At 59.5% G+C, this 18,147-nt stretch carries 15 protein-coding genes and 3 pseudogenes; 10 read left to right on the top strand and 8 right to left on the bottom strand.

Annotation, left to right across the window (positions count from 1 at the left end; all coding sequences use genetic code 11):
* The 4 genes from N2605_RS26775 (at position 1) to N2605_RS26760 (ending at position 5,761) form a co-directional block, all read left to right on the top strand.
* The gene (locus N2605_RS26775) at positions 1 to 243 is read left to right on the top strand and encodes a hypothetical protein (RefSeq protein WP_260343748.1); all 243 of its coding nucleotides are present in this window, start codon (positions 1 to 3) and stop codon (positions 241 to 243) included.
* 1,164 nt (positions 244 to 1,407) lie between these two features.
* Positions 1,408 to 2,292: a beta-keto acid cleavage family enzyme gene (locus tag N2605_RS26770; RefSeq protein WP_260343747.1), complete on the top strand. Its 885-nt coding sequence runs from the start codon at positions 1,408 to 1,410 to the stop codon at positions 2,290 to 2,292.
* Between the two features lie 18 nt (positions 2,293 to 2,310).
* Positions 2,311 to 3,324: a 3-hydroxyacyl-CoA dehydrogenase NAD-binding domain-containing protein gene (locus N2605_RS26765; protein WP_260343746.1), complete on the top strand. Its 1,014-nt coding sequence runs from the start codon at positions 2,311 to 2,313 to the stop codon at positions 3,322 to 3,324.
* 790 nt (positions 3,325 to 4,114) lie between these two features.
* Entirely contained in the window at positions 4,115 to 5,761 is a 1,647-nt protein-coding gene (locus N2605_RS26760) for a class I adenylate-forming enzyme family protein (protein WP_260343745.1), read from the top strand.
* 177 nt (positions 5,762 to 5,938) lie between these two features.
* Here N2605_RS26760 and N2605_RS26755 read toward each other — a convergent pair whose 3' ends face one another.
* From N2605_RS26755 to N2605_RS26745, 3 genes are all read right to left on the bottom strand, one after another.
* Positions 5,939 to 6,367, bottom strand: a complete 429-nt coding sequence (locus tag N2605_RS26755; RefSeq protein ID WP_260343743.1) for a hypothetical protein — start codon at positions 6,365 to 6,367, stop codon at positions 5,939 to 5,941.
* 486 nt (positions 6,368 to 6,853) lie between these two features.
* Positions 6,854 to 7,018 (bottom strand): hypothetical protein, encoded by a 165-nt coding sequence (locus N2605_RS26750; protein ID WP_260347547.1) that lies wholly within the window; start codon positions 7,016 to 7,018, stop codon positions 6,854 to 6,856.
* A complete protein-coding gene (locus tag N2605_RS26745) occupies positions 6,981 to 7,208 on the bottom strand; it encodes a transposase (protein WP_260343742.1) in 228 nt (75 codons plus the stop codon). The genes N2605_RS26750 and N2605_RS26745 overlap by 38 nt, the downstream gene beginning before the upstream one ends.
* Positions 7,209 to 7,376: 168 nt before the next feature.
* Between N2605_RS26745 and N2605_RS26740 the strand changes: the two are divergent.
* Positions 7,377 to 8,409: pseudogene (locus tag N2605_RS26740) on the top strand (IS110 family RNA-guided transposase).
* A 708-nt stretch (positions 8,410 to 9,117) separates the two neighbouring features.
* Positions 9,118 to 9,830 (top strand): annotated as a pseudogene (locus N2605_RS26735) (transposase); the annotation flags it as partial.
* A 351-nt stretch (positions 9,831 to 10,181) separates the two neighbouring features.
* Here N2605_RS26735 and N2605_RS26730 read toward each other — a convergent pair.
* Positions 10,182 to 10,499 carry a hypothetical protein gene (locus N2605_RS26730; protein ID WP_260343740.1) on the bottom strand — a complete coding sequence of 106 codons (318 nt, stop codon included), beginning with the start codon at positions 10,497 to 10,499 and terminating at the stop codon, positions 10,182 to 10,184.
* A gap of 919 nt (positions 10,500 to 11,418) precedes the next feature.
* Between N2605_RS26730 and N2605_RS26720 the strand changes: the two genes are divergently transcribed.
* The 3 genes from N2605_RS26720 (at position 11,419) to N2605_RS26710 (ending at position 15,021) form a co-directional block, all read left to right on the top strand.
* A complete protein-coding gene (locus tag N2605_RS26720) occupies positions 11,419 to 12,303 on the top strand; it encodes a beta-keto acid cleavage family enzyme (protein ID WP_260343738.1) in 885 nt (294 codons plus the stop codon).
* 18 nt (positions 12,304 to 12,321) lie between these two features.
* Positions 12,322 to 13,809 carry a 3-hydroxyacyl-CoA dehydrogenase NAD-binding domain-containing protein gene (locus tag N2605_RS26715; protein WP_260343736.1) on the top strand — a complete coding sequence of 496 codons (1,488 nt, stop codon included), beginning with the start codon at positions 12,322 to 12,324 and terminating at the stop codon, positions 13,807 to 13,809.
* Positions 13,810 to 14,355: 546 nt separating this feature from the next.
* Positions 14,356 to 15,021, top strand: coding sequence for an SDR family oxidoreductase (locus tag N2605_RS26710; protein WP_260343735.1), 666 nt, complete (start codon positions 14,356 to 14,358; stop codon positions 15,019 to 15,021).
* Positions 15,022 to 15,180: 159 nt separating this feature from the next.
* On the opposite strand, the pseudogene N2605_RS26705 reads toward N2605_RS26710, so the two are convergent.
* A pseudogene (locus N2605_RS26705) lies at positions 15,181 to 16,127 on the bottom strand (IS21 family transposase); the annotation flags it as partial.
* A 348-nt stretch (positions 16,128 to 16,475) separates the two neighbouring features.
* Between N2605_RS26705 and N2605_RS26700 the strand changes: the two are divergent.
* Entirely contained in the window at positions 16,476 to 16,994 is a 519-nt protein-coding gene (locus N2605_RS26700) for an IS66 family transposase zinc-finger binding domain-containing protein (protein WP_260343732.1), read from the top strand.
* A 94-nt stretch (positions 16,995 to 17,088) separates the two neighbouring features.
* Here the strand turns inward: N2605_RS26700 and N2605_RS26695 are convergent, their stop codons facing one another.
* Genes N2605_RS26695 through N2605_RS36565 form a run of 3 tightly spaced genes read right to left on the bottom strand, consistent with a single transcriptional unit; the run spans position 17,089 to position 18,035 of the window.
* The gene (locus N2605_RS26695; RefSeq protein WP_260343731.1) at positions 17,089 to 17,247 is read right to left on the bottom strand and encodes a hypothetical protein; all 159 of its coding nucleotides are present in this window, start codon (positions 17,245 to 17,247) and stop codon (positions 17,089 to 17,091) included.
* Positions 17,248 to 17,295: 48 nt separating this feature from the next.
* A complete protein-coding gene (locus tag N2605_RS26690) occupies positions 17,296 to 17,979 on the bottom strand; it encodes an IS256 family transposase (RefSeq protein ID WP_260347499.1) in 684 nt (227 codons plus the stop codon).
* The gene (locus tag N2605_RS36565; protein ID WP_425248868.1) at positions 17,943 to 18,035 is read right to left on the bottom strand and encodes a hypothetical protein; all 93 of its coding nucleotides are present in this window, start codon (positions 18,033 to 18,035) and stop codon (positions 17,943 to 17,945) included. The genes N2605_RS26690 and N2605_RS36565 overlap by 37 nt, the downstream gene beginning before the upstream one ends.
* Positions 18,036 to 18,147: the final 112 nt, after the last annotated feature.

The following is an 18,147-nucleotide window of genomic DNA, read 5'->3' as shown; positions in this document are numbered from 1 at the left end:
ATGCACGTCAACAAGGTTTATGCCGTCTTCACCATCAGTCGCGTCGCCAAGGACCTCGGAGAAGACGAGGACTGGCTCTGGGAAGTGGCCAACGGAATGGACACAGAGGATGGCGTCATCTGGGTTTACGGCATAGGTGACGACCAGGTTATGGCGTTCACCGACTTCGGCATCGAGAACCTGACCGAGCTCATCAGGATGCACAAGGAAGACCCTGAACTCCTCAAGCGCTTGAATCGGTGAGCCCCTGTCCGCGGCCTAGCTCGGATGGATATGACGCAAGTACAAAAAGCCGCCGATGTTCTGAGACACGCTCAGTCATTTGCTCGATAGAAGGGTCGAGATGGCGCTTGACATGCAGTAACCAGGCTGATGACGGGGCACTTCCGCATTCACGCCTGAAGGCCGGATCGCCGTCACTGTTAATGAAGAAGTGGCCGTTGAATATATAAAACTCCGAGCGCGCTTTTTTCGGCGAGAACGCCCAATTTAGGTAATATGTCGCCGAACCGAGGCGATGCTTTTCGATATGACATCCAAACGCCTCCCCTCTGTCGGAATCCTCAAGCTTGAACAAAAGTTCACGCCTGGCGCTTCTCTCCGAGTGCTTCGGCCTCATGGATCTCTGGGATGCCATAGGCGAATTCTGGTTGAAGACCTATCATGCTTTCCAACAATACCCGCGTGGGCGGAATCGGCCGCGACTGGCTGCTTGAGGCGCGCGAGATCAAGACGAGGATTTCGTCTTAGCTCAAGTGGTCAATATCGGGCAGGCTTTCTACCGCTAGCCGCGGATTGAATGCTCCCGGAACCCGAGCTGCGGCGGCGTCGGCTCAAAAAACTTACATTGTGAGATTCGCTCGTTCCGCGCGAGAGACGTCCACTCGCGCCGGTAATCGACGGCTCCATGAAACAGCTGATTGCTCCAACCGCGACGGGGCGGTCATTGGGGTGGTCCTCCCCGGCGTGGCCGTTCCGACCGACTCCCCGCCCACGCGAGCGAGGACCAGATGTCCGTAACGCTTATGCGGCTCCTCCTAAAAGACTTCGCATCTTCGACTTCGAGGTTGAGAGTTGAAGAGTTGTCTACCATCCTGGTCGTGCGCAGTGTGCTACGTCGATGTCAGGAATCCGACGACCCGCAAAGTCGGTCCTGGTCGCGGGCCCCTAGCCTCGCGCGCCTTCTCTTCTCAGGCAGGTCGCATAGCGATTTCGCGAATGGCACGCAGGTTGCTGGAATGAGGAGTACCGCAGCCAGGCCTTCGCAATGACTTATCGTCAACATGCCGATGCAACCCGCTCGTTCATCCTCGTCAATGCACTAGCGCGACTCCGAAAAGCCAAGAGCGCTGAAGGTGCTGGCCGAAGTTGGTAGATGTCAAGCTCGCAAAGTGAGGAGAAGGTGGGATGATTTCTGAGGTGTTTGTTACCTGTGCGGTCACAGGGTCCGCTACGCCGAGGCAAAAGAATGTGCCGATAACCCCAGAGGAGATCGCAGACTCGACAATCGAGGCGGCGCGAGCGGGAGCGGCGGTGGTGCACCTACATGTCCGTGACCTCGAGACCCGGAAGGGCTCGAGGAATCCGGCGCTCTATCGGCAGGTCGTAGAGCGCATTCGGAAGTCGAACGTGAACCCGGTTATCAATCTGACCGCAGGGCCAGGCTGTTCAATCGTGCTCGGTGGCCCGGAGTCTCCGCTGCCTTTGGCCGCGGGAACGGACATGCCAGGCGCGATTGAAAGGCTTGTGCATGTCGAGGAGCTGCGTCCAGAGATCTGCTCCATCGATTGCGGCTCGATGAACTGGGCTGGCGGAGAGCTGGTCATGGCTAACAGTTCGGGCATGCTGCGTGCCATGACGAGGCACGTACAAAAACTTGGTGTCCGTCCTGAGCTTGAGGTGTTCGATACCGGCCATCTGATGGAGGTGCGCGACTTGGTCAAGGAGGGGTTTGTCGACGATCCTCCGCTCATTCAGCTGTGTATGGGAACCCGCTATGGTGCGCCGGACGATCTGCATACCTTGTTGGCGCTGGTGCACCAGCTACCGCCCCGTGCCATCTACTCGACTTTCGCGGTCGGGCGGATGTCGCTTCCGTGGGTAGCCTTGGCGCCTTTGGTGGGCGCGAACGTGCGCGTGGGATTGGAGGATAACTTATACCTCTCTCACGGACGGCTGGCGACTAACGAGGAGCTTGTACAGCGCGCTATTGAGATTCTCGACCGCATGGGTGTGCGGATTATGGGCGCAGATGAGGTGCGCGAGAAGCTCAAGCTTAAGGTCCAAGCCTAGTAATTAAGGTAAAAGCTCATGTCGGAAAACTCAAAAGGTCTGCCCGAGGGACTGCCGCGAGCGGTCGGATTGCTCGGAGGCGGTGTCATCGGCGGTGGGTGGGCCGCACGGTTCCTCCTCAATGGAGTGGATGTGCGGCTCTATGGACCTTCGCCCAGTGCGGTCGAGCGGGTGCGAAGAATGCTGGCCAATGCGCGGCGAGCATATCAGCGCTTGACCGAGGCCCCGTTACCGGCCGAGGGAGCGATGACGGTAGTGGATTCGGTTGAGGAGGCGGTGCGTGAGGTTGATCTCGTGCAGGAGTCTGTGCCGGAGCGCCTGGAACTCAAGCAGCAGCTGCTTGCCACGGCGAGCAGTGCGGCGGTCCCTGGCACCCTGATCTGTTCGTCGACCTCGGGGTTTCGGCCATCGTTGCTGCAGGCGGAGATGGATAATCCCGAGTGTCTCCTGGTCGCGCATCCGTTTCAACCAGTGTACATGCTCCCGCTGGTTGAATTGTGCGCTGGACAGCGTACGGCGCCCGAAATGGTTGAGCGGGCAGCAGCCATTTTCCGGGCCGTCGGGATGCACCCGCTCGTGGTGCGCAAGGAGGTGGATGGATTTATTGCGAACCGGCTCAATGAATCGATCTCTCGTGAGGCGTTGTGGCTCGTGCACGATGATGTAGCCACTCTCGGAGAAATTGATGACGCGATCCGCTTCTCTTGGGCGCTCCGTCGAGCGGCTATCGGGAGTCACCGCGTGGTCAACGGAGCCGCCGGCATGCGCGACACCATCGAGCGTTGGGCCTTCAAGTGGCCGTGGTCGAGGATCACGGACAAGCCCGAAATCGACCGTGCCTTCATCGACAAAGTAGCCGAGCAGGCGGACGCGATTGTTCAAGCCGACCCGCTTCCAATCCACCCTGAACAAAAGCGCGATGATTTGCTCGTGGCCGTGCTGCATGCGCTACGCTCACAGGATTACGGGCCCGGAAAGACATTGGCGTGTTGGGAGCAGAGATTGCGCGATCGCGCTCCGGGGCCCAACTAACCCGCTGCCAGTGCCCCTGTTATCGATCTGTCCGTCTGACAGAAACAGCCAGACACTCGGCGAGCCCGAAACTTTCAACGGTCCTCCGCAGCGCGAATCAGCTGCAACAGCACTTGTGAACGTCTCCGCGACCGTCGCATTAATGAGGACCGGCTCACCAGTCGCGTGCTCAGTGAGCAGGGCGTTTCGCTGCCGTCGCGTCGTCGCTGCACTTGCATTCGATCAACGCCAGTCTGCGCCGCTATCTCGAGAGGCCTGATTCATCGAGTCCGCGGCGAGCCCAGCGTCCGGGAGTCGCCCTAAGAGCCGCGCGCTGACGATCCGAAGCGACAGCTACCGGCTGCTCGCTGAGCGAAAAAGGGGCCTCGTCAAGCCTCCGCCGCTGAATGCCCTTCGGTCGGCTCCGCCTCAGCGCGTGCCGGTCATCGGCGGAGGCAAACCTTCAGCCGACATCATGAACCCGAAGACGGGGTCAGTTGTCGTCGCGTCCGACTGCCGACTCGACCCGTCTCCAACCCTGGTCGCGATCAATAGAGTCGTCTCTCAAAGCACTCCGTCGACCGACGCTGAACGAAGGGTTGGAGATCCACTAGAGTAGGTAGTGCCTCGCTCGCTGATAATGATCTACCAGTTAAGCGGGAGGCAAGTCATCCGGGCCGAACTCTGGGAAAATGGCAATAACGCCGTTGGCTCCGGAGATTGCAGCTTTAGCCAGCTGATCAAATGAGGCGTTGTGTTCGTGGGCCGATCAGTCCGCTTTCCTCCTGAAACTACGCAAGGTTTGTTTCCCATGACATTCCCTACCGAATTGACACAAGATCAGCTGCACGAGCACGTAGCGAACGCTTTGCGCAAAATCGAGACGCTCGAATCCGAGTACGAGACGATCACGGTCGTGGAGCTGGTTTCAATGAGAGCGAGAACACACGGCTCTACAACCGCAATCGACGTCTTCGACCGAGGTGAGCGGGCGACTTACTCCGAGATCGACCGATTGTCCAACAAATATGCGCATGCGCTGCGTGTGTTTGGCGTACGCAAGTTCGACCGAATTGGAGTGATGCTGCCAAATTGCATAGCATTCCCAATCTTATGGTTCGCAATCGCCAAGCTCGGTGCCGTGATGGTTCCGATCAACATGCGTTATACGTCCAGGGAGATCGAGTACGTTCTTAGTGATACGCAGGCTAAGTTTGCCGTCGTTGACGAATCTGTTACTTCTGTGTTTTCAAGGATGGAGCCTTGGCCGAAAGATCTCGCCAAGGAGCGCATAATTCACGTTGGTCAGCTTTCGGACGGAAAAGCTACTGCCCTTGACCACCTGCTCAAGGGCGTCAATGATTGTCTGGTTATGGAGGATGTCCGACCCGACGACCTGTTGAACATCCAATATACCTCAGGGACAACGGGCTTTCCGAAAGGTTGCATGTTAACGCACGACTACTGGTGCGTGAATTCGTATCAGGGGGCGTGCGGAGACGGGCAGCCGTACCAGCGATATCTTGCCGCGCAACCCTTCTTCTATGGCGATCCGCAAGCATATCTTGTGAAGTCTTATCGACAGGGCGGGACGCTCTACTTGGCTCCGTCAATAAGCTCGACGCGCTTCATGAGCTGGGTCAAGCAACACCGCATTGAGTGGTGCACGTTTTTCGAACTCGTTGCGCGCCAGACCGAGGCCACCGACGAAGATGGAGCTACATGCCTGAAGCAGAGCTTGACATGGGGGTGCAGTCCGGATTCGCAACGCAAACTCCGGAAGCGGTTTGGAGTGCGTACCCAAGATGCTTATGGAATGACTGAAATCGGGTTTGGCACACAAATGCCGAATGAGCTTGCTGAGATCGCTGGGACCGGTTCGGTAGGGATTCGTGCACCATTTCGGAACCTGCGGCTAATGAACGATGGGAGCCCCACCCCGGTCGGTGAAGTCGGTGAGCTCTGGGTGAGTGGTCGCGGAATACTCAAGGGCTATTGGAATAGGCCCAACGCCGCCTCGTTCGAAGGCGAATGGTTCAAGACGGGGGACCTGCTGCGGCGCGACGAGTTCGGGTTCTATTGGCTGGTAGGACGCACGAAGGACATGATCCGACGCTCGGGCGAGAATATCGCTGCGCGCGAGGTGGAGGCTGTCATCCGTGAGATCCCCGAGGTTGCGGATGTGGCCGCGGTTCCGGTTCGCGATGCGAAGCGCGGCGAAGAAGTCAAGATCGTTGTGGAGTTGAAAGAAGGTCTTACGCCAAGCGATCTGCTCGTTGATCAAATTCTCAAACATGCTCGTGCTAATCTTGCCGTGTTCAAGGTGCCGCGGTACATCGCCTTTATTCCATTGCTTCCTAGGACGACTTCCAGCAACAAAGTACTGAAACGTGAGCTCATTGCGGTAAGCGATCCTCTTGCCGGCGCCTACGACGGTGAGCAGCAACGCTGGCGTTGAAGCTGACTGTTCAGACTGGTCTGCGCACTCGCGCCATCTCAGCTTCCTCTTGCCCATCGGGACAATTCGCTAAGCATGAGCCTTCCCCGCCATACCAGCCATACGAGCACGTCCATCGCTGGGATATGGGTGCGGCGTCAGTAAGAATACGCGTGAGGTAACCGTCCGGTGAGGCTTTCAATTACCCACAAATTCTACTCCGACCATAGCGCCTAGCGCGATGTCGGTGAGGCGTGACAGTCCGCGCCACATGACGGTATTGCCAGGCGGCGGATCGCTGGCGCGGGCAAGATAACCGCCGAGCCGGGCGATCTTGATCACATAGTGCGAGAGCGTTTTTCTTGCTTTTTGGTTTGTCAAGACCCGCCAACTTTCGATGCAAAAGAGCGAGATCAGTTGGGTCAGACGCTGGGCGGTCCTGAGCTTCGACTCCTCAGCTTTGCAGCCCGATTTGAGGATCTCGTGGAACACCCCGGACTTCCATCTCAAAGCATACCATTCGAACTTCTCGATCGCGTCGGTGCGGGAACCAACGGGCAGGTCAGTGATCAGCTTCCGATTGATCCTATTTCTGTTTTTCGGCGACCGCCCTTCGGCATGGATCACGGTCAGGGTCAGAGCGGGATAACGCTTCTCCTTTCCGATCGTCTCAGGACGCGAATCTTGCGATACCTGAGTTCAAGAACGGCCTAATCGGGATCGCTGTAACTATCTCTGACTTCGATGCGATGGAGCCCTTTGACGGCGGCCTCGTCCATTTTGTCGGCGATTGTGTAATCCCCATCTCCAACCAGGCGGTCGACGCAGGTCCTGATCAGGAAATGAGTTCCGATCTCGTGTGCTGCGCAGAAGAGCTCGTATAAGTCACTCTCGCGATCACCGATATGAATGCATTGTTCAGGATGATCCGAGAGTTGCGTAGACTGCTTGAAAGCCAACGACCGGACGCTTTTCTTTTTCTCGATGGGAATGCGGGTCGGATTGATCGCCTTCTTAAGTGCTGCCGTCCCCTTGAATTCTTCCGGGTCCAGAACTTAACGGCCGCGACCCCCAGCGGCACCCCTTCGATCCTAACCGCGAGGCTCGAATGCATCAGGTTGCCGCAAACCGTGTGCGGTCTGAGGCGGCCCCCTTGTCCCGTCCACTGTTTATGCTCTTGGTGATGCCGATCACTTCTGACTTCTCGCATTGATAGCTGAACTCGGTTGTGTCGTGCAGCTTAAGAATGACGCCTTTCAGCGGCGGCGGCACGATCACGTGTCGATCGGAAGTGACCGGCCGGAATGTCCGCTTCGCTGACCCGCTCAGCAGAGCAGAAGCGATAGCCTGCCTTGGTATTCGCCCAATCCTGGCAGACGAGCGGGATGCTTTGTCCGTTGGCGCTTCCAATCTGCGTGAGAGTTGCGGAATCTGCCGCCAAGCCGCGCGTCCCTAAACTCGCATCCACTACTCTCGATCAATACAATTCAGCTTCCAAGGACCGCAAAACCGAGTGTCCCGCCGTTGTAATCGAGGAAGGCGCCGCTATTGATGCTGTGGACGGCTCCTCCACGGGCACGAGAGTGCCAAGGTGTGGGCGCCGTTTGAGGCTCCCACGATTCGGAGGAGCAGCCCTATGCAGCCAATTTCGACCATCGGTCTGGATATCGCGAAGTCAGTCTTCCAAGTGCACGGCGTTGATGCAGCTGGCCAGGTGATCATCCGCCGTCAGTTGAAGCGCCGGCAAGTCCTGACATTTTTCCAAAAGTTGCCGCCATGCCTGGTGGGGATCGAAGCTTGCGCATCATCGCACCATTGGTCCCGTGAATTGCAGGCCTTGGGACATACGGTGCGATTGATGCCTCCGGCCTATGTGAAGCCCTACGTCAAGCGGCAGAAGAACGACGCTACGGACGCGGAGGCGATCTGTGAAGCGGTGACGAGGCCCAACATGCGGTTCGTGCCGACCAAGACAGCCGAACAACAGAGCTGCCTGATGCTTCACCGAGCGCGCCACCTCTTCATCCGCCAGCAGACTGCCGTGATCAATTCAATCCGCGCCTATCTCGCCGAGTTCGGGATTGTCGCCCCTGTCGGGCGCAGGGGTGTCGAGCAACTGCTGGAAGTCGTCGCCGATACAGCCGAAGACCGAGTCCCGGAGGGCGCCCGGATGTGTCTTGCTGCTCTCGGTGGTCAATTGCGCGCGCTGAAGGCCCAGATCCTGGAGTTCGACCGACGCATCATCGCCTGGCATCGATCAAGCGCGACGAGCAAGCGGCTGGACGCGATCCCTGGCGTTGGGCCGGCGCTGGCAACAGCTCTGGTCGCGAGCATTGCCGATCCTAGAGCCTTCCGATCGGGACGAGACTTCTCGGCCTGGGTTGGGCTTGTACCGAAGCAGAGCTCGAGCGGGGGCAAAGACAAGCTTGGCAGCATCAGCAAGCAGGGCGATCGCTATTTGCGTAGCCTGTTCACGGCTGGCGCGCTCGCCGTAATCCCGCTACGCCAAGATCCATGGCACCGATCATCGGCCATGGCTCACGCGATTGTTGGCCCGCCGGCCCACCAAGGTCGCGGCCATCGCGCTTGCCAACAAGCTCGCCAGGATGGCCTGGGCGATGATGGCGAGGAACGAACGCTACCAGGAGCCGGCCGCGCTGGCGGCCTAAACGAGATCGCGCCGACATCGCCGGCGTGACGTAACGGTTGGGAGGGCGAACAGCACGTAATGCAGCGCCGGTCGATCCGGCGATCAGGACAAACCATACGGGCCACGGCATCTTCGAATGCGTGCTTTTGATCGGGACCTGATCCGCGGAGGGCATTATGGCCAGCGGTCATGTGAACCGCACAAACAGGCCGAACACATGGCTGCTCCGACCAACGCCGCAAAGTGAAGATTCTCCTTGCCAACCCGGAGCCGTCCACACATGGCCCTTGTTAACTCCGCAATTCGGGGCTTGAGACAGAGCACACTGCCGCGCGCCGCAGCTCCAAGCTTGTGAAATCAAACGGTGTTTTTTCAGATCCGCCTGGCCGTAACAGAGGTTAGATGTTTTTAATAGCGTGAGCCGAGCCTATTTCCGCGAATCTTGTAGAGACTATCGGGCCGCAAAATTCAGAGAAGTCCTTCGAAATGGACATCAGGGGCGCCCGGCTCGTGATTTCGTAGATGGGGAGCTTCGTATGTTTACACAGCGTCGATGTCACCCCGACGCAACGTGGTCACGTCCCCAGTGATGGTGGAGCTCCTTAGAGCAAGCCGTCCGCACGAGCGCCCTCACATAGTGCCGTAGTGGTGGACGGCTTGGCCGTGGTCACCGGCAATCGCCGGTAGGGGCGGGTTACTGACACCAACCTGATTCGAGGAACCACCGATGACGGACCTGATGATTAACCTTCGCGCGCTCGAGCCAGGCGCCGACCCTTTGCGCGAGATGATCGGCTTTGCTGCCCGGCGGCTGATGGAGCTGGAGATCAGCGGCTGACCGGCGCGGCATACGGCGAGAAGAGCGCTGAACGCCTAGCCCAGCGCAGCGGCTACAGTGAGCGAACCTCGGAGGCGCGCGCCGGCGCGGTCGAGTTGCGCATCCGCAGCCTGCGGAAGGGAAGCTGCTTCCCGAGGTTTCCTGCGGCCGCGCCGAATGGGCGAGAAGGCGCTGACCGCGGTCATCCAGGAGGCGTACGTGCAGGTGTCGACCCGCTCGGTCGATGATCTGGTCCAAGTGATGCGAGTGAGCGTAATCTCCAAGAGCCAGGTGAGCCGGCTGTGCGGAGGGATTGACAAGGGCGAAGGCCTTCCTCGCCCGCGCGATCGAGGGCGACTGGCCGTATTTGTGGATCGACGCCACCTACGTGAATTCGCCAGCAGGGCCGCATCGTCCCAGTCGCAGTGTTTGTTGCCGTGGGCATCAACACTGACGGCTGGCGCGAGATTCTCGGCCTGGACATCGGCCCATCCGAGACCGAGATGTTCTGGACCGCGTCCTTGCGAAAGTTCGCCCGCGGCGACTAGCGCGGTATCGGCCTGGTGATCTCGGAAGCCGATGCGGGCATCAAGGCTACCGTCGCCAAGGTGCTCAACGCCACCTGACAGCGCTGCCGTGTGGAGTCATTGAAAAGGCGCAACTGGCTGATTCGTTCTGATCGGCGATTCGCGATCGGCGAAGCAAACAAGATGCTTGGCGCAAGGAGCGGGATCAGTTTGAGCTCTGAGCACGTGCTGGCGCAGGTCGATCTTAAGTTCGACCTGTCCTGACTGAGGGAAGAAGTGTCCGACTACTATTGCGCGAAAAAGGGTCGGCCAGGCATCAATCCGGAAGACGGGGTAGGCTGATGCTCGAGGTCTGGTCCGGCATCGCACACCATCGCATGCTGATACGCGAGGTTCAGGTCAACACCGCGATTCGCTGGGTTTGCTTGGAATAGTCTGCACGAGCAGCTATGGCACCATTCCAGCCTGACGCGCATCCGCCATCGCAGGTGCGAAGATCGATTCCGTAATGATCTTCAAACGCACCGTCGAGGCCTGCCTGAAGGCCAAGATCGCAACAGCCGAAGTGGTTCCTGTCGATGATCGCTGATCCGCGCCAATGTGAGTTGGGACAGCCTCACCGAGCAGCATGCGATGGATGTACTGAGCGAAAATCAAAGCGACGATGAAAGCGACGAAGGGAGAAAGGGTCGGCAAAGCGGCAAATACAAGAATATCTGTACAGCTGATCCCGATGCGACAATGGCCACGAATGCACGAACCCACGGTTCGAGCCTGCTTACGAGCAGCACATGGCCGTCGATGTCAATGTCTGGTGTCATTCTGCATGTCGCAGTCGCGACTAGACAAACGAACAAAGGGGAGCTGCATCGAGCCCGCCGCCGTTGCGAGCGATGGAGTAAGGCAGGATCCACGGCTCTATCAGCGCCACCGCTCAGAGGGCTTCCACGGCGAAGTCGAGACCTGGTACTGACTGGCGCGCGCCATTCGGCGTGGTGTACCGAATATGAAGATCCAGGCCCACCTGACGGCCGCCGCCATCAAGCTGAAGTGGCTTGCAGCCGCTCTCCTTGCGCTTATTCTGCCTTGGATTGTCCCTTATAGCGCTTTGCGGTTTCAGATCGCGCCCTAGCGCGGGTTTTATCGCGAGGGACATAACGGGGCCGCTCGCTGCATCGCGCGAAATCTGTTGACCTATTCTTCAGCGACCCCCGCGTGCAGTTCATCTGCAACGCGCTGACGCGTGCCGTCAAGAACAGGCGGCGCGTCGTCTCCGCCTTCATCGTCACCGCGTTTGCCAGGACGATGCAGAGGCAGCCAAGGCGCAAGGTCGGCGACCAGCTCCGTCCCAACGGCCTAAGCTCGCCGTGCGTTCACGCTGGTCGCAGGGGAGCCCGGTGGATGGTGAGCCGTGCCAAGGCTGCACGCGATCGCAAACATCCGCGGTGAATCTGTGTCCGTCGGTGCCTCGCGTAGATGTCGACCCGATCCTCTCGTGAATACTCCGGTAATAGCCCAAGCTCTGAAAAACGTCGCATAGCAACGCTCAGGCGCTGAATGACGGCGTCCGCGCCGCGATATCGCGCAAAATCAGATTCCGGGGACTGCTACTAGTTGTCTTGAATGAATCAGTAGCCCGATCCGTCTTGCTGCTGGCCAAGTTTTACCCGGAGGAGAAGGTGGGATGATTTCTGAGGTGTTTGTTACCTGTGCGGTCACAGGGTCCGCTACGCCGAGGCAAAAGAATGTGCCGATAACCCCAGAGGAGATCGCAGACTCGGCAATCGAGGCGGCGCGAGCGGGAGCGGCGGTGGTGCACCTACATGTCCGTGACCTCGAGACCCGGAAGGGCTCGAGGAATCCGGCGCTCTATCGGCAGGTCGTAGAGCGCATTCGGAAGTCGAACGTGAACCCGGTTATCAATCTGACCGCAGGGCCAGGCTGTTCAATCGTGCTCGGTGGCCCGGAGTCTCCGCTGCCTTTGGCCGCGGGAACGGACATGCCAGGCGCGATTGAAAGGCTTGTGCATGTCGAGGAGCTGCGTCCAGAGATCTGCTCCATCGATTGCGGCTCGATGAACTGGGCTGGCGGAGAGCTGGTCATGGCTAACAGTTCGGGCATGCTGCGTGCCATGACGAGGCACGTACAAAAACTTGGTGTCCGTCCTGAGCTTGAGGTGTTCGATACCGGCCATCTGATGGAGGTGCGCGACTTGGTCAAGGAGGGGTTTGTCGACGATCCTCCGCTCATTCAGCTGTGTATGGGAACCCGCTATGGTGCGCCGGACGATCTGCATACCTTGTTGGCGCTGGTGCACCAGGTACCGCCTGGGGCCATCTACGCGACCTTCGCGGTCGGCCGGATGTCGCTTCCGTGGGTAGCCTTGGCGCCTTTGGTGGGCGCGAACGTGCGCGTGGGATTGGAGGATAACTTATACCTCTCTCACGGACGGCTGGCGACTAACGCGGAGCTTGTACAGCGCGCTGTTGAGATTCTCGACCGCATGGGTGTGCGGATTATGGGCGCAGATGAGGTGCGCGAGAAGCTCAAGCTTAAGGTCCAAGCCTAGTAATTAAGGTAAAAGCTCATGTCGGAAAACTCAAAAGGTCTGCCCGAGGGACTGCCGCGAGCGGTCGGATTGCTCGGAGGCGGTGTCATCGGCGGTGGGTGGGCCGCACGGTTCCTCCTCAATGGAGTGGATGTGAGGTTATACGATCCCGCGCCTAATGCACTTGAGCGTGTGCAGGAGATGCTGGCAAACGCGCGGCGGGCGTACCGGCGGCTCACATCGGCTCCTATGCCGACCGAGGGCTCGCTCACGTTGGTCAAGTCGGTTGAGGAGGCGGTGCGTGAGGTTGATCTCGTGCAGGAGTCCGTGCCGGAGCGACTCGATTTCAAGCAGCAACTGTTGGCTGCCGTTGGTCGAGCGGCGACGCCCGGGACATTGATCTGCTCATCGACATCAGGGTTTCGGCCATCGTTGCTGCAGGCGGAGATGGACAATCCCGAGTGTCTCCTGGTCGCGCATCCGTTTCAACCAGTGTACATGCTCCCGCTGGTTGAATTGTGCGCTGGACAGCGTACGGCGCCCGAAATGGTTGAGCGGGCAGCAGCCATTTTCCGGGCCGTCGGGATGCACCCGCTCGTGGTGCGCAAGGAGGTGGATGGATTTATTGCGAACCGGCTCAATGAATCGATCTCTCGTGAGGCGTTGTGGCTCGTGCACGATGATGTAGCCACTCTCGGAGAAATTGATGACGCGATCCGCTTCTCTTGGGCGCTCCGTCGAGCGGCTATCGGGAGTCACCGCGTGGTCAACGGAGCCGTCGGCATGCGCGACACCATCGAGCGTTGGGCCTTCAAGTGGCCGTGGTCGAGGATCACGGACAAGCCCGAAATCGACCGTGCCTTCATCGAAAAAGTGGCCGAACAGGCCGATGCGATCGTTAAGGCCGACCCGCTGCCAGTTCACCCTGAACAGAAACGCGATGACTTGCTCGTGGCCGTGCTGCACGCGCTTCGCTCACAGGATTACGGGCCCGGAAAGACATTGGCGAGTTGGGAACAGGGTTTGCGCGATCGTGCGCCCCAGCCGCTGACCGATGGCTCGGGCGCTGTGCTGACGCCGACATTGGAAATGACCTCTGACTGGCTCGATCGAAACGGCCATGTGTCAGAGACGCGCTTCCTTGAACTGTGCGGTATGGGTTGCAGCAGCGTGCTCAAGTATGCCGGTAGTAATGACGAATATCGCTCAAAGTATGGTAAATACTTCACGGCTGAGACCCACCTGACGCACCTGAGAGAACTTTATGCCGGCGATTGTGTTCAAGTGGTGACACAGGTCCTCGGCATCGACGACAAGCGCCTCCATCTTTTTTACGTGATCATGCGTGAGGGCGATGAGCTGCCGGCCGCTACCGGCGAGCAGATCCTGATCCATGTTGATGCCCAAACCGGACGAGGCGGGCCCGTCAAGGGCAACGTGCGGGAGCGCCTGATGGAGCTTGCCAGGCTGCACGCCGAGCTGCCCCGTCCGGAGCGAGCCGGCGCCAGTATCCGGATGCACCGCTAGGCTGCTGGAGCAGGGGTGGGTGTCATGCGCGATCGTAACATAAACATTCTCCGCGGAAAGGAAGGGCACGACGTCGAGCCGCAAACTGTTGACGAACGCAGCGTCCGTTGGCTTAGCGCCGGCAGATCGGGTGTCAATGGGGAGGCAGGACGGCGACGAATCCGATGTCGCCATTGAACCGTGTGGAAAATAGACCTGAGCTACCGAAGAGAGAGGGAGAAGAGGCCAGTACAGATAAGTAGTTGCGGATCGCATGATCCCGTGAACTCACTACGTAAATGTTGGGCAGAGTTGCCAGCGCCCAACTGTAACCCTTTGTTAAGGGATAGATCGCTGTGTACGGGCAGCATTGTCTCCGTGTATGTCTGCCCTGGAGAATCGATAACACCACGTGCATTAGATGAACGATGACCGTGGACGTTTTTGGGCAATCGAAAAGGACGGGGGATGGTCGAGTCCGATCAAAAGTGTCAACCGACGGGATGGTCGCTTGAGGGCCGGGTTGCACTGGTAACTGGAGCGGCCGGAGGTCTTGGAAGAGCCATCGTGAATGAACTGCGTGAACGCGGTGCCAACGTGTATGGTGCGGACGTCACCGGTGAGGAGCTCATTCACGCCGATCTTTCCACCGCGAGTGGGAATCGAGATATGGTTGCGCATGTACTTGCAGTCGCCGGACGTCTCGATATCCTTGTATTGAACGCTGGATGTCAGTTCATGGCTCCTCTCGATCAGTTTCCGGACGCCGAATGGGAGCGTCTTCGCGGCGTGATGCTGGACGGACCATTTTTCGCGGTAAAGGCTGCGTGGCCAACTCTAACAAAGTCCGCCGGCGGTCGCGTTGTTGTCACTGCATCAGTCTCAAGTTATGGGGGAGCGCTGCAGAAAGTTGCTTATACTGCCGCAAAACATGGCGTTCTCGGTCTCGTTCGCGTTGCTGCGTTGGAGGGCGCTATACATGGCCTCACCGTAAACGCGGTCGCGCCGGGCTGGATGGATACCGGGATAATGCGAGGTCAACTAGAAACTCAGGCCGCACTGCGAGGATTAAGCACCGACGAATGCATCGCGGCTTTCCGCTCCTGGCAACCAGGTAATCGCTTCATCGAAGTTCGTGAGGTCGCGGCAACGGTGGGCTTTCTTGCCAGCCCTTCTGCTTCGGGAATAAACGGTGAGTGCGTTATGGTGGATCTGGGCGCAACTGCACGGTGACAACCGGCATTATGAACGATGGCTGTGGTCATCTGCTGTTCATGTTCGCACAGGAGGAGCTGCCGGAAGCCGCCATCGACGAAACTTTGATTACCGCGTTTCCTAACCGATCTCAACTCAAAGCGTGGCGCAGTGCGAATACGCGTCTGACCATCACCCGATCCTTTTCCAGATTCGGGTCCTTCGAGGAGCCGGCACATGCTGCGTCGCGCGCTCGCTATCGATTCCGCGTGGCGTTGCGGGCATTTCGGCGGCTAACGATCTCGTCGATGCAGCCGCGATAGGTTGCAAGATCATCGAAGTCGACAGTTCAGCGCAGCAGCAAGGCGTCCGCAATTGCTCGCTTGAGATGATGGTGGGGTCCTTCGATCGAGCCATTCTCGTGGGCAATGCCTCGATTGTTGCGGGAAGGCCGCATGCCGTAGTGGGCATAAATCGTATCGCTGCGTCAGCTCGTCCTGTGCATCGCGATCGAGATTGCAGAAGCGGCCGAAAGGCTGTCAGTCCGATGCTCCCGCGGCGCCCCACCGAGGCGATCACAGGGGATTTGGCATGCCTTCGGTCAGGGCAACGAAGCTCGCGCCCCCAGGCACGACGTGGGCGTGCTCGAACCCGCAACAGGCCAAACGGAAGTGATAGAGATGACGATCCAACGGTGCGCACGCAATCGTACCACCCAATTCGCCCATGTCCGTGAAGTCGGAGAGGCCGAGCTGGCCAAGCTCGTGAGTTTGGCGGAAGATCACCTCCTGCTCCTCGCCGTGGATCGCCCGCCAGGCACCGATGCGTCGTTCCAGGGTACGACGGATACCGGTCCAGAGATCAGGAGGACGTCGTAACATCTCCTCAACGACCGCCACCGGGCGTAAGCCAGATGCCGACTTCAGGATTGGGACGATCTCAGTCTCGAATACTTCGCTCGATGGGGCCGGTTGTCGCCGGCCGGGGGGGAGCCGTCTTTTGCAATGGAGTCGGGGATCTCTCTCGATCCGATTAGCGCTAGACGCACTCAATGACGCCTTGGCTGCCGCCACTGGCGGGCTATCGGTCTGACGGTACTTCATGTAAAGCGTCATCTGGTGATCTGCGATGTGGCGGCCGGGCAAGCGAGTGATTCCTCTTGGCGGAAGAACCACTGCGTAACCTGCCGGCCGCGATCACCGGTCGGGGCGGTCACTCTCGGATCGCGCCGACGCTCGACTCGCAGCCCCGGTCGGGCTACGCGCTCCCTACGTCACAGCCCAGCGAAACTCTATCATCTTGATTGACGCCCTTTCCGTCCTGATCGTCGCGCGACATCGCGGGCACGACCAACAGTCCGGACAGAGACCACGTCTTGTGATTCTAGTCGGCGGTGGGCGCCGATGATTCTCTCGCCGACGATGTGACCACGGCGCAGGCGCGCCGAGCGAGCGGCCCGATTGGCCGGGGAGGCAGAAGCCCAGGCGGGGATATTGCTGATCGAGCAGCTTAAGCTCACGATCAAGAAGCTGCGGCACGAGCAGTTCGGACAGTCCCCCGGTGAGGCGCGTTGCTGGACCAGCTCGAGCTACAGCTCGCCGACCCGGCGGAGCACGCGGCGCAAGGCGAGACGGCGGCGCAGCTGGCAACCAAGCGATTGCGTGCCATCCTTCGAGCGCCGCGAGCCTGGCGCCGGCCGCTGTCGGAGCATTTGCTGCGGTAGCAGCTCGTCATCCCGGTGCCTGCGACCTGCCGATGCTGCGGCGACAGCCGATTGCGCAAAGATTGGCAAGGACTTAACGGACACGCTGGAACTCGCTCCGCGTCGGTGGAAGGTGATCCAGCACGTGCCCGAGAAGCTCGCCTGCCGGGCCTGCGAAGCGATTACCCCGCCGTCGGCTCCCTCGCATCCGATTGGGCGCGAGCGTGCAGGGTCCAAGCTGCTGGCCCATGTCCTGTTGGCCAAGTACGGCCTGCACCTGCCGATTCATCGTGAGAGCGATGTAGCGTGAAGGCATCGATCTCGACGCGCCGCAGGCGCGGGGCTTGACGGCGAAGGTTCGGACCAAGCGATCATCGTAAGTGCCGTGATGTCGGATTTGCTCATTAGCGCGCTGCTCCTGGAACCGCGCCCGAGGCGAACTGGCCCATTGCGGCCGTCCACTCGACCGGCCGCCGCCATTGAACGCCGGCGTTTCTGATGGCGAGAGACAGCAGTTTGAGTGCTGCTTCTTCGGTCGGGAAGCTGCGGCGGGTCTTGATCATCTAGCGCAAGCTGCGATGCACCGCCTCGACCGCATTTGGTGGTGTAGATCATTTTGGGGATGTTGGCCCAAACGCGAAGAACGGCACCGCGTGCTCCCTAGCATTGCGCCAGATTTGGCCGATTGCGGGGTAGCGCTTGGTCCATTCCGCCTCGAACTCGGAAAGCCGCAGCAACGCCGCCTCGATGCTCTCGGACAGATAGATCGCCTTGATCGAGGGAAGGATCGCCTTGCGGTCCTTCCAGGAGACGCAAGCGAGGCTGTTGCGGATCAGGTGTACGATGCAGGTCTGCACCAGCGTTTGCAGAAAGACCGAGGTAATGCTTCCGGGACGCCCTTCCGTCCGAGGGATCAGCATGTCGTCGACGCCCCGTGTCTTGAGCTCGTTGACGACCCACAGCCAGAACTTGGCGCCTTCGGGCTGCTCGATCCAGAGCCTGAGTAAGTCCTTCTCGCTGTTGTAGGCCAGCGCGACATAAACCGCATTCTTGACCAGTCCCTTCTCGCGAGTTTTCACGCGCATTGCATCGAAAGATACGATCAAGTGGATGGTGTCGAGCGGCCAGCTTTGCCATTCTCGCACCTCCTCGAGCACGGCGTCAGTGACCCGGCTGATCCAATCCGCGAAACCTCGGTGCCGTAGACCTCGGCTAGCGGGTCTTGGATATCCAGACCGTGGTGCGTGGGCGTACAGGCTCAGGATCTTGTCGCCAGAGCATCGAACCGTGTCCATCCCTTGGCGATCAACTGCGGCTTGAAGCTGCCGGCGCGGTCGCCCGGCACCGCAATCTCGATCGCGCCGTCCTCGGTGAGAATTGTCTTCGAGCTCGTCCCGTTGCGGTTGCCGAGCCCCGGCCGCCAGGATCGCGCTTCTGGTAGCCAAAATGCTCCGTCAGCGACC

Origin of the sequence: Bradyrhizobium yuanmingense, from assembly GCF_025200905.1 — a bacterium.
GTDB classification, from domain to species: domain Bacteria; phylum Pseudomonadota; class Alphaproteobacteria; order Rhizobiales; family Xanthobacteraceae; genus Bradyrhizobium; species Bradyrhizobium yuanmingense.
This window is presented reverse-complemented; position numbering and strand designations above follow the sequence as displayed.

Coding starts and splice junctions, on each gene's coding strand:
- N2605_RS26775 (WP_260343748.1), top strand. CDS start 1: ATGCACGTCAACAAGGTTTATGCCGTCTTCACCATCAGTCGCGTCGCC.
- N2605_RS26770 (WP_260343747.1), top strand. CDS start 1,408: ATGATTTCTGAGGTGTTTGTTACCTGTGCGGTCACAGGGTCCGCTACG.
- N2605_RS26765 (WP_260343746.1), top strand. CDS start 2,311: ATGTCGGAAAACTCAAAAGGTCTGCCCGAGGGACTGCCGCGAGCGGTC.
- N2605_RS26760 (WP_260343745.1), top strand. CDS start 4,115: ATGACATTCCCTACCGAATTGACACAAGATCAGCTGCACGAGCACGTA.
- N2605_RS26720 (WP_260343738.1), top strand. CDS start 11,419: ATGATTTCTGAGGTGTTTGTTACCTGTGCGGTCACAGGGTCCGCTACG.
- N2605_RS26715 (WP_260343736.1), top strand. CDS start 12,322: ATGTCGGAAAACTCAAAAGGTCTGCCCGAGGGACTGCCGCGAGCGGTC.
- N2605_RS26695 (WP_260343731.1), bottom strand. CDS start 17,247: ATGATCAAGACCCGCCGCAGCTTCCCGACCGAAGAAGCAGCACTCAAA.
- N2605_RS26690 (WP_260347499.1), bottom strand. CDS start 17,979: ATGGACACGGTTCGATGCTCTGGCGACAAGATCCTGAGCCTGTACGCC.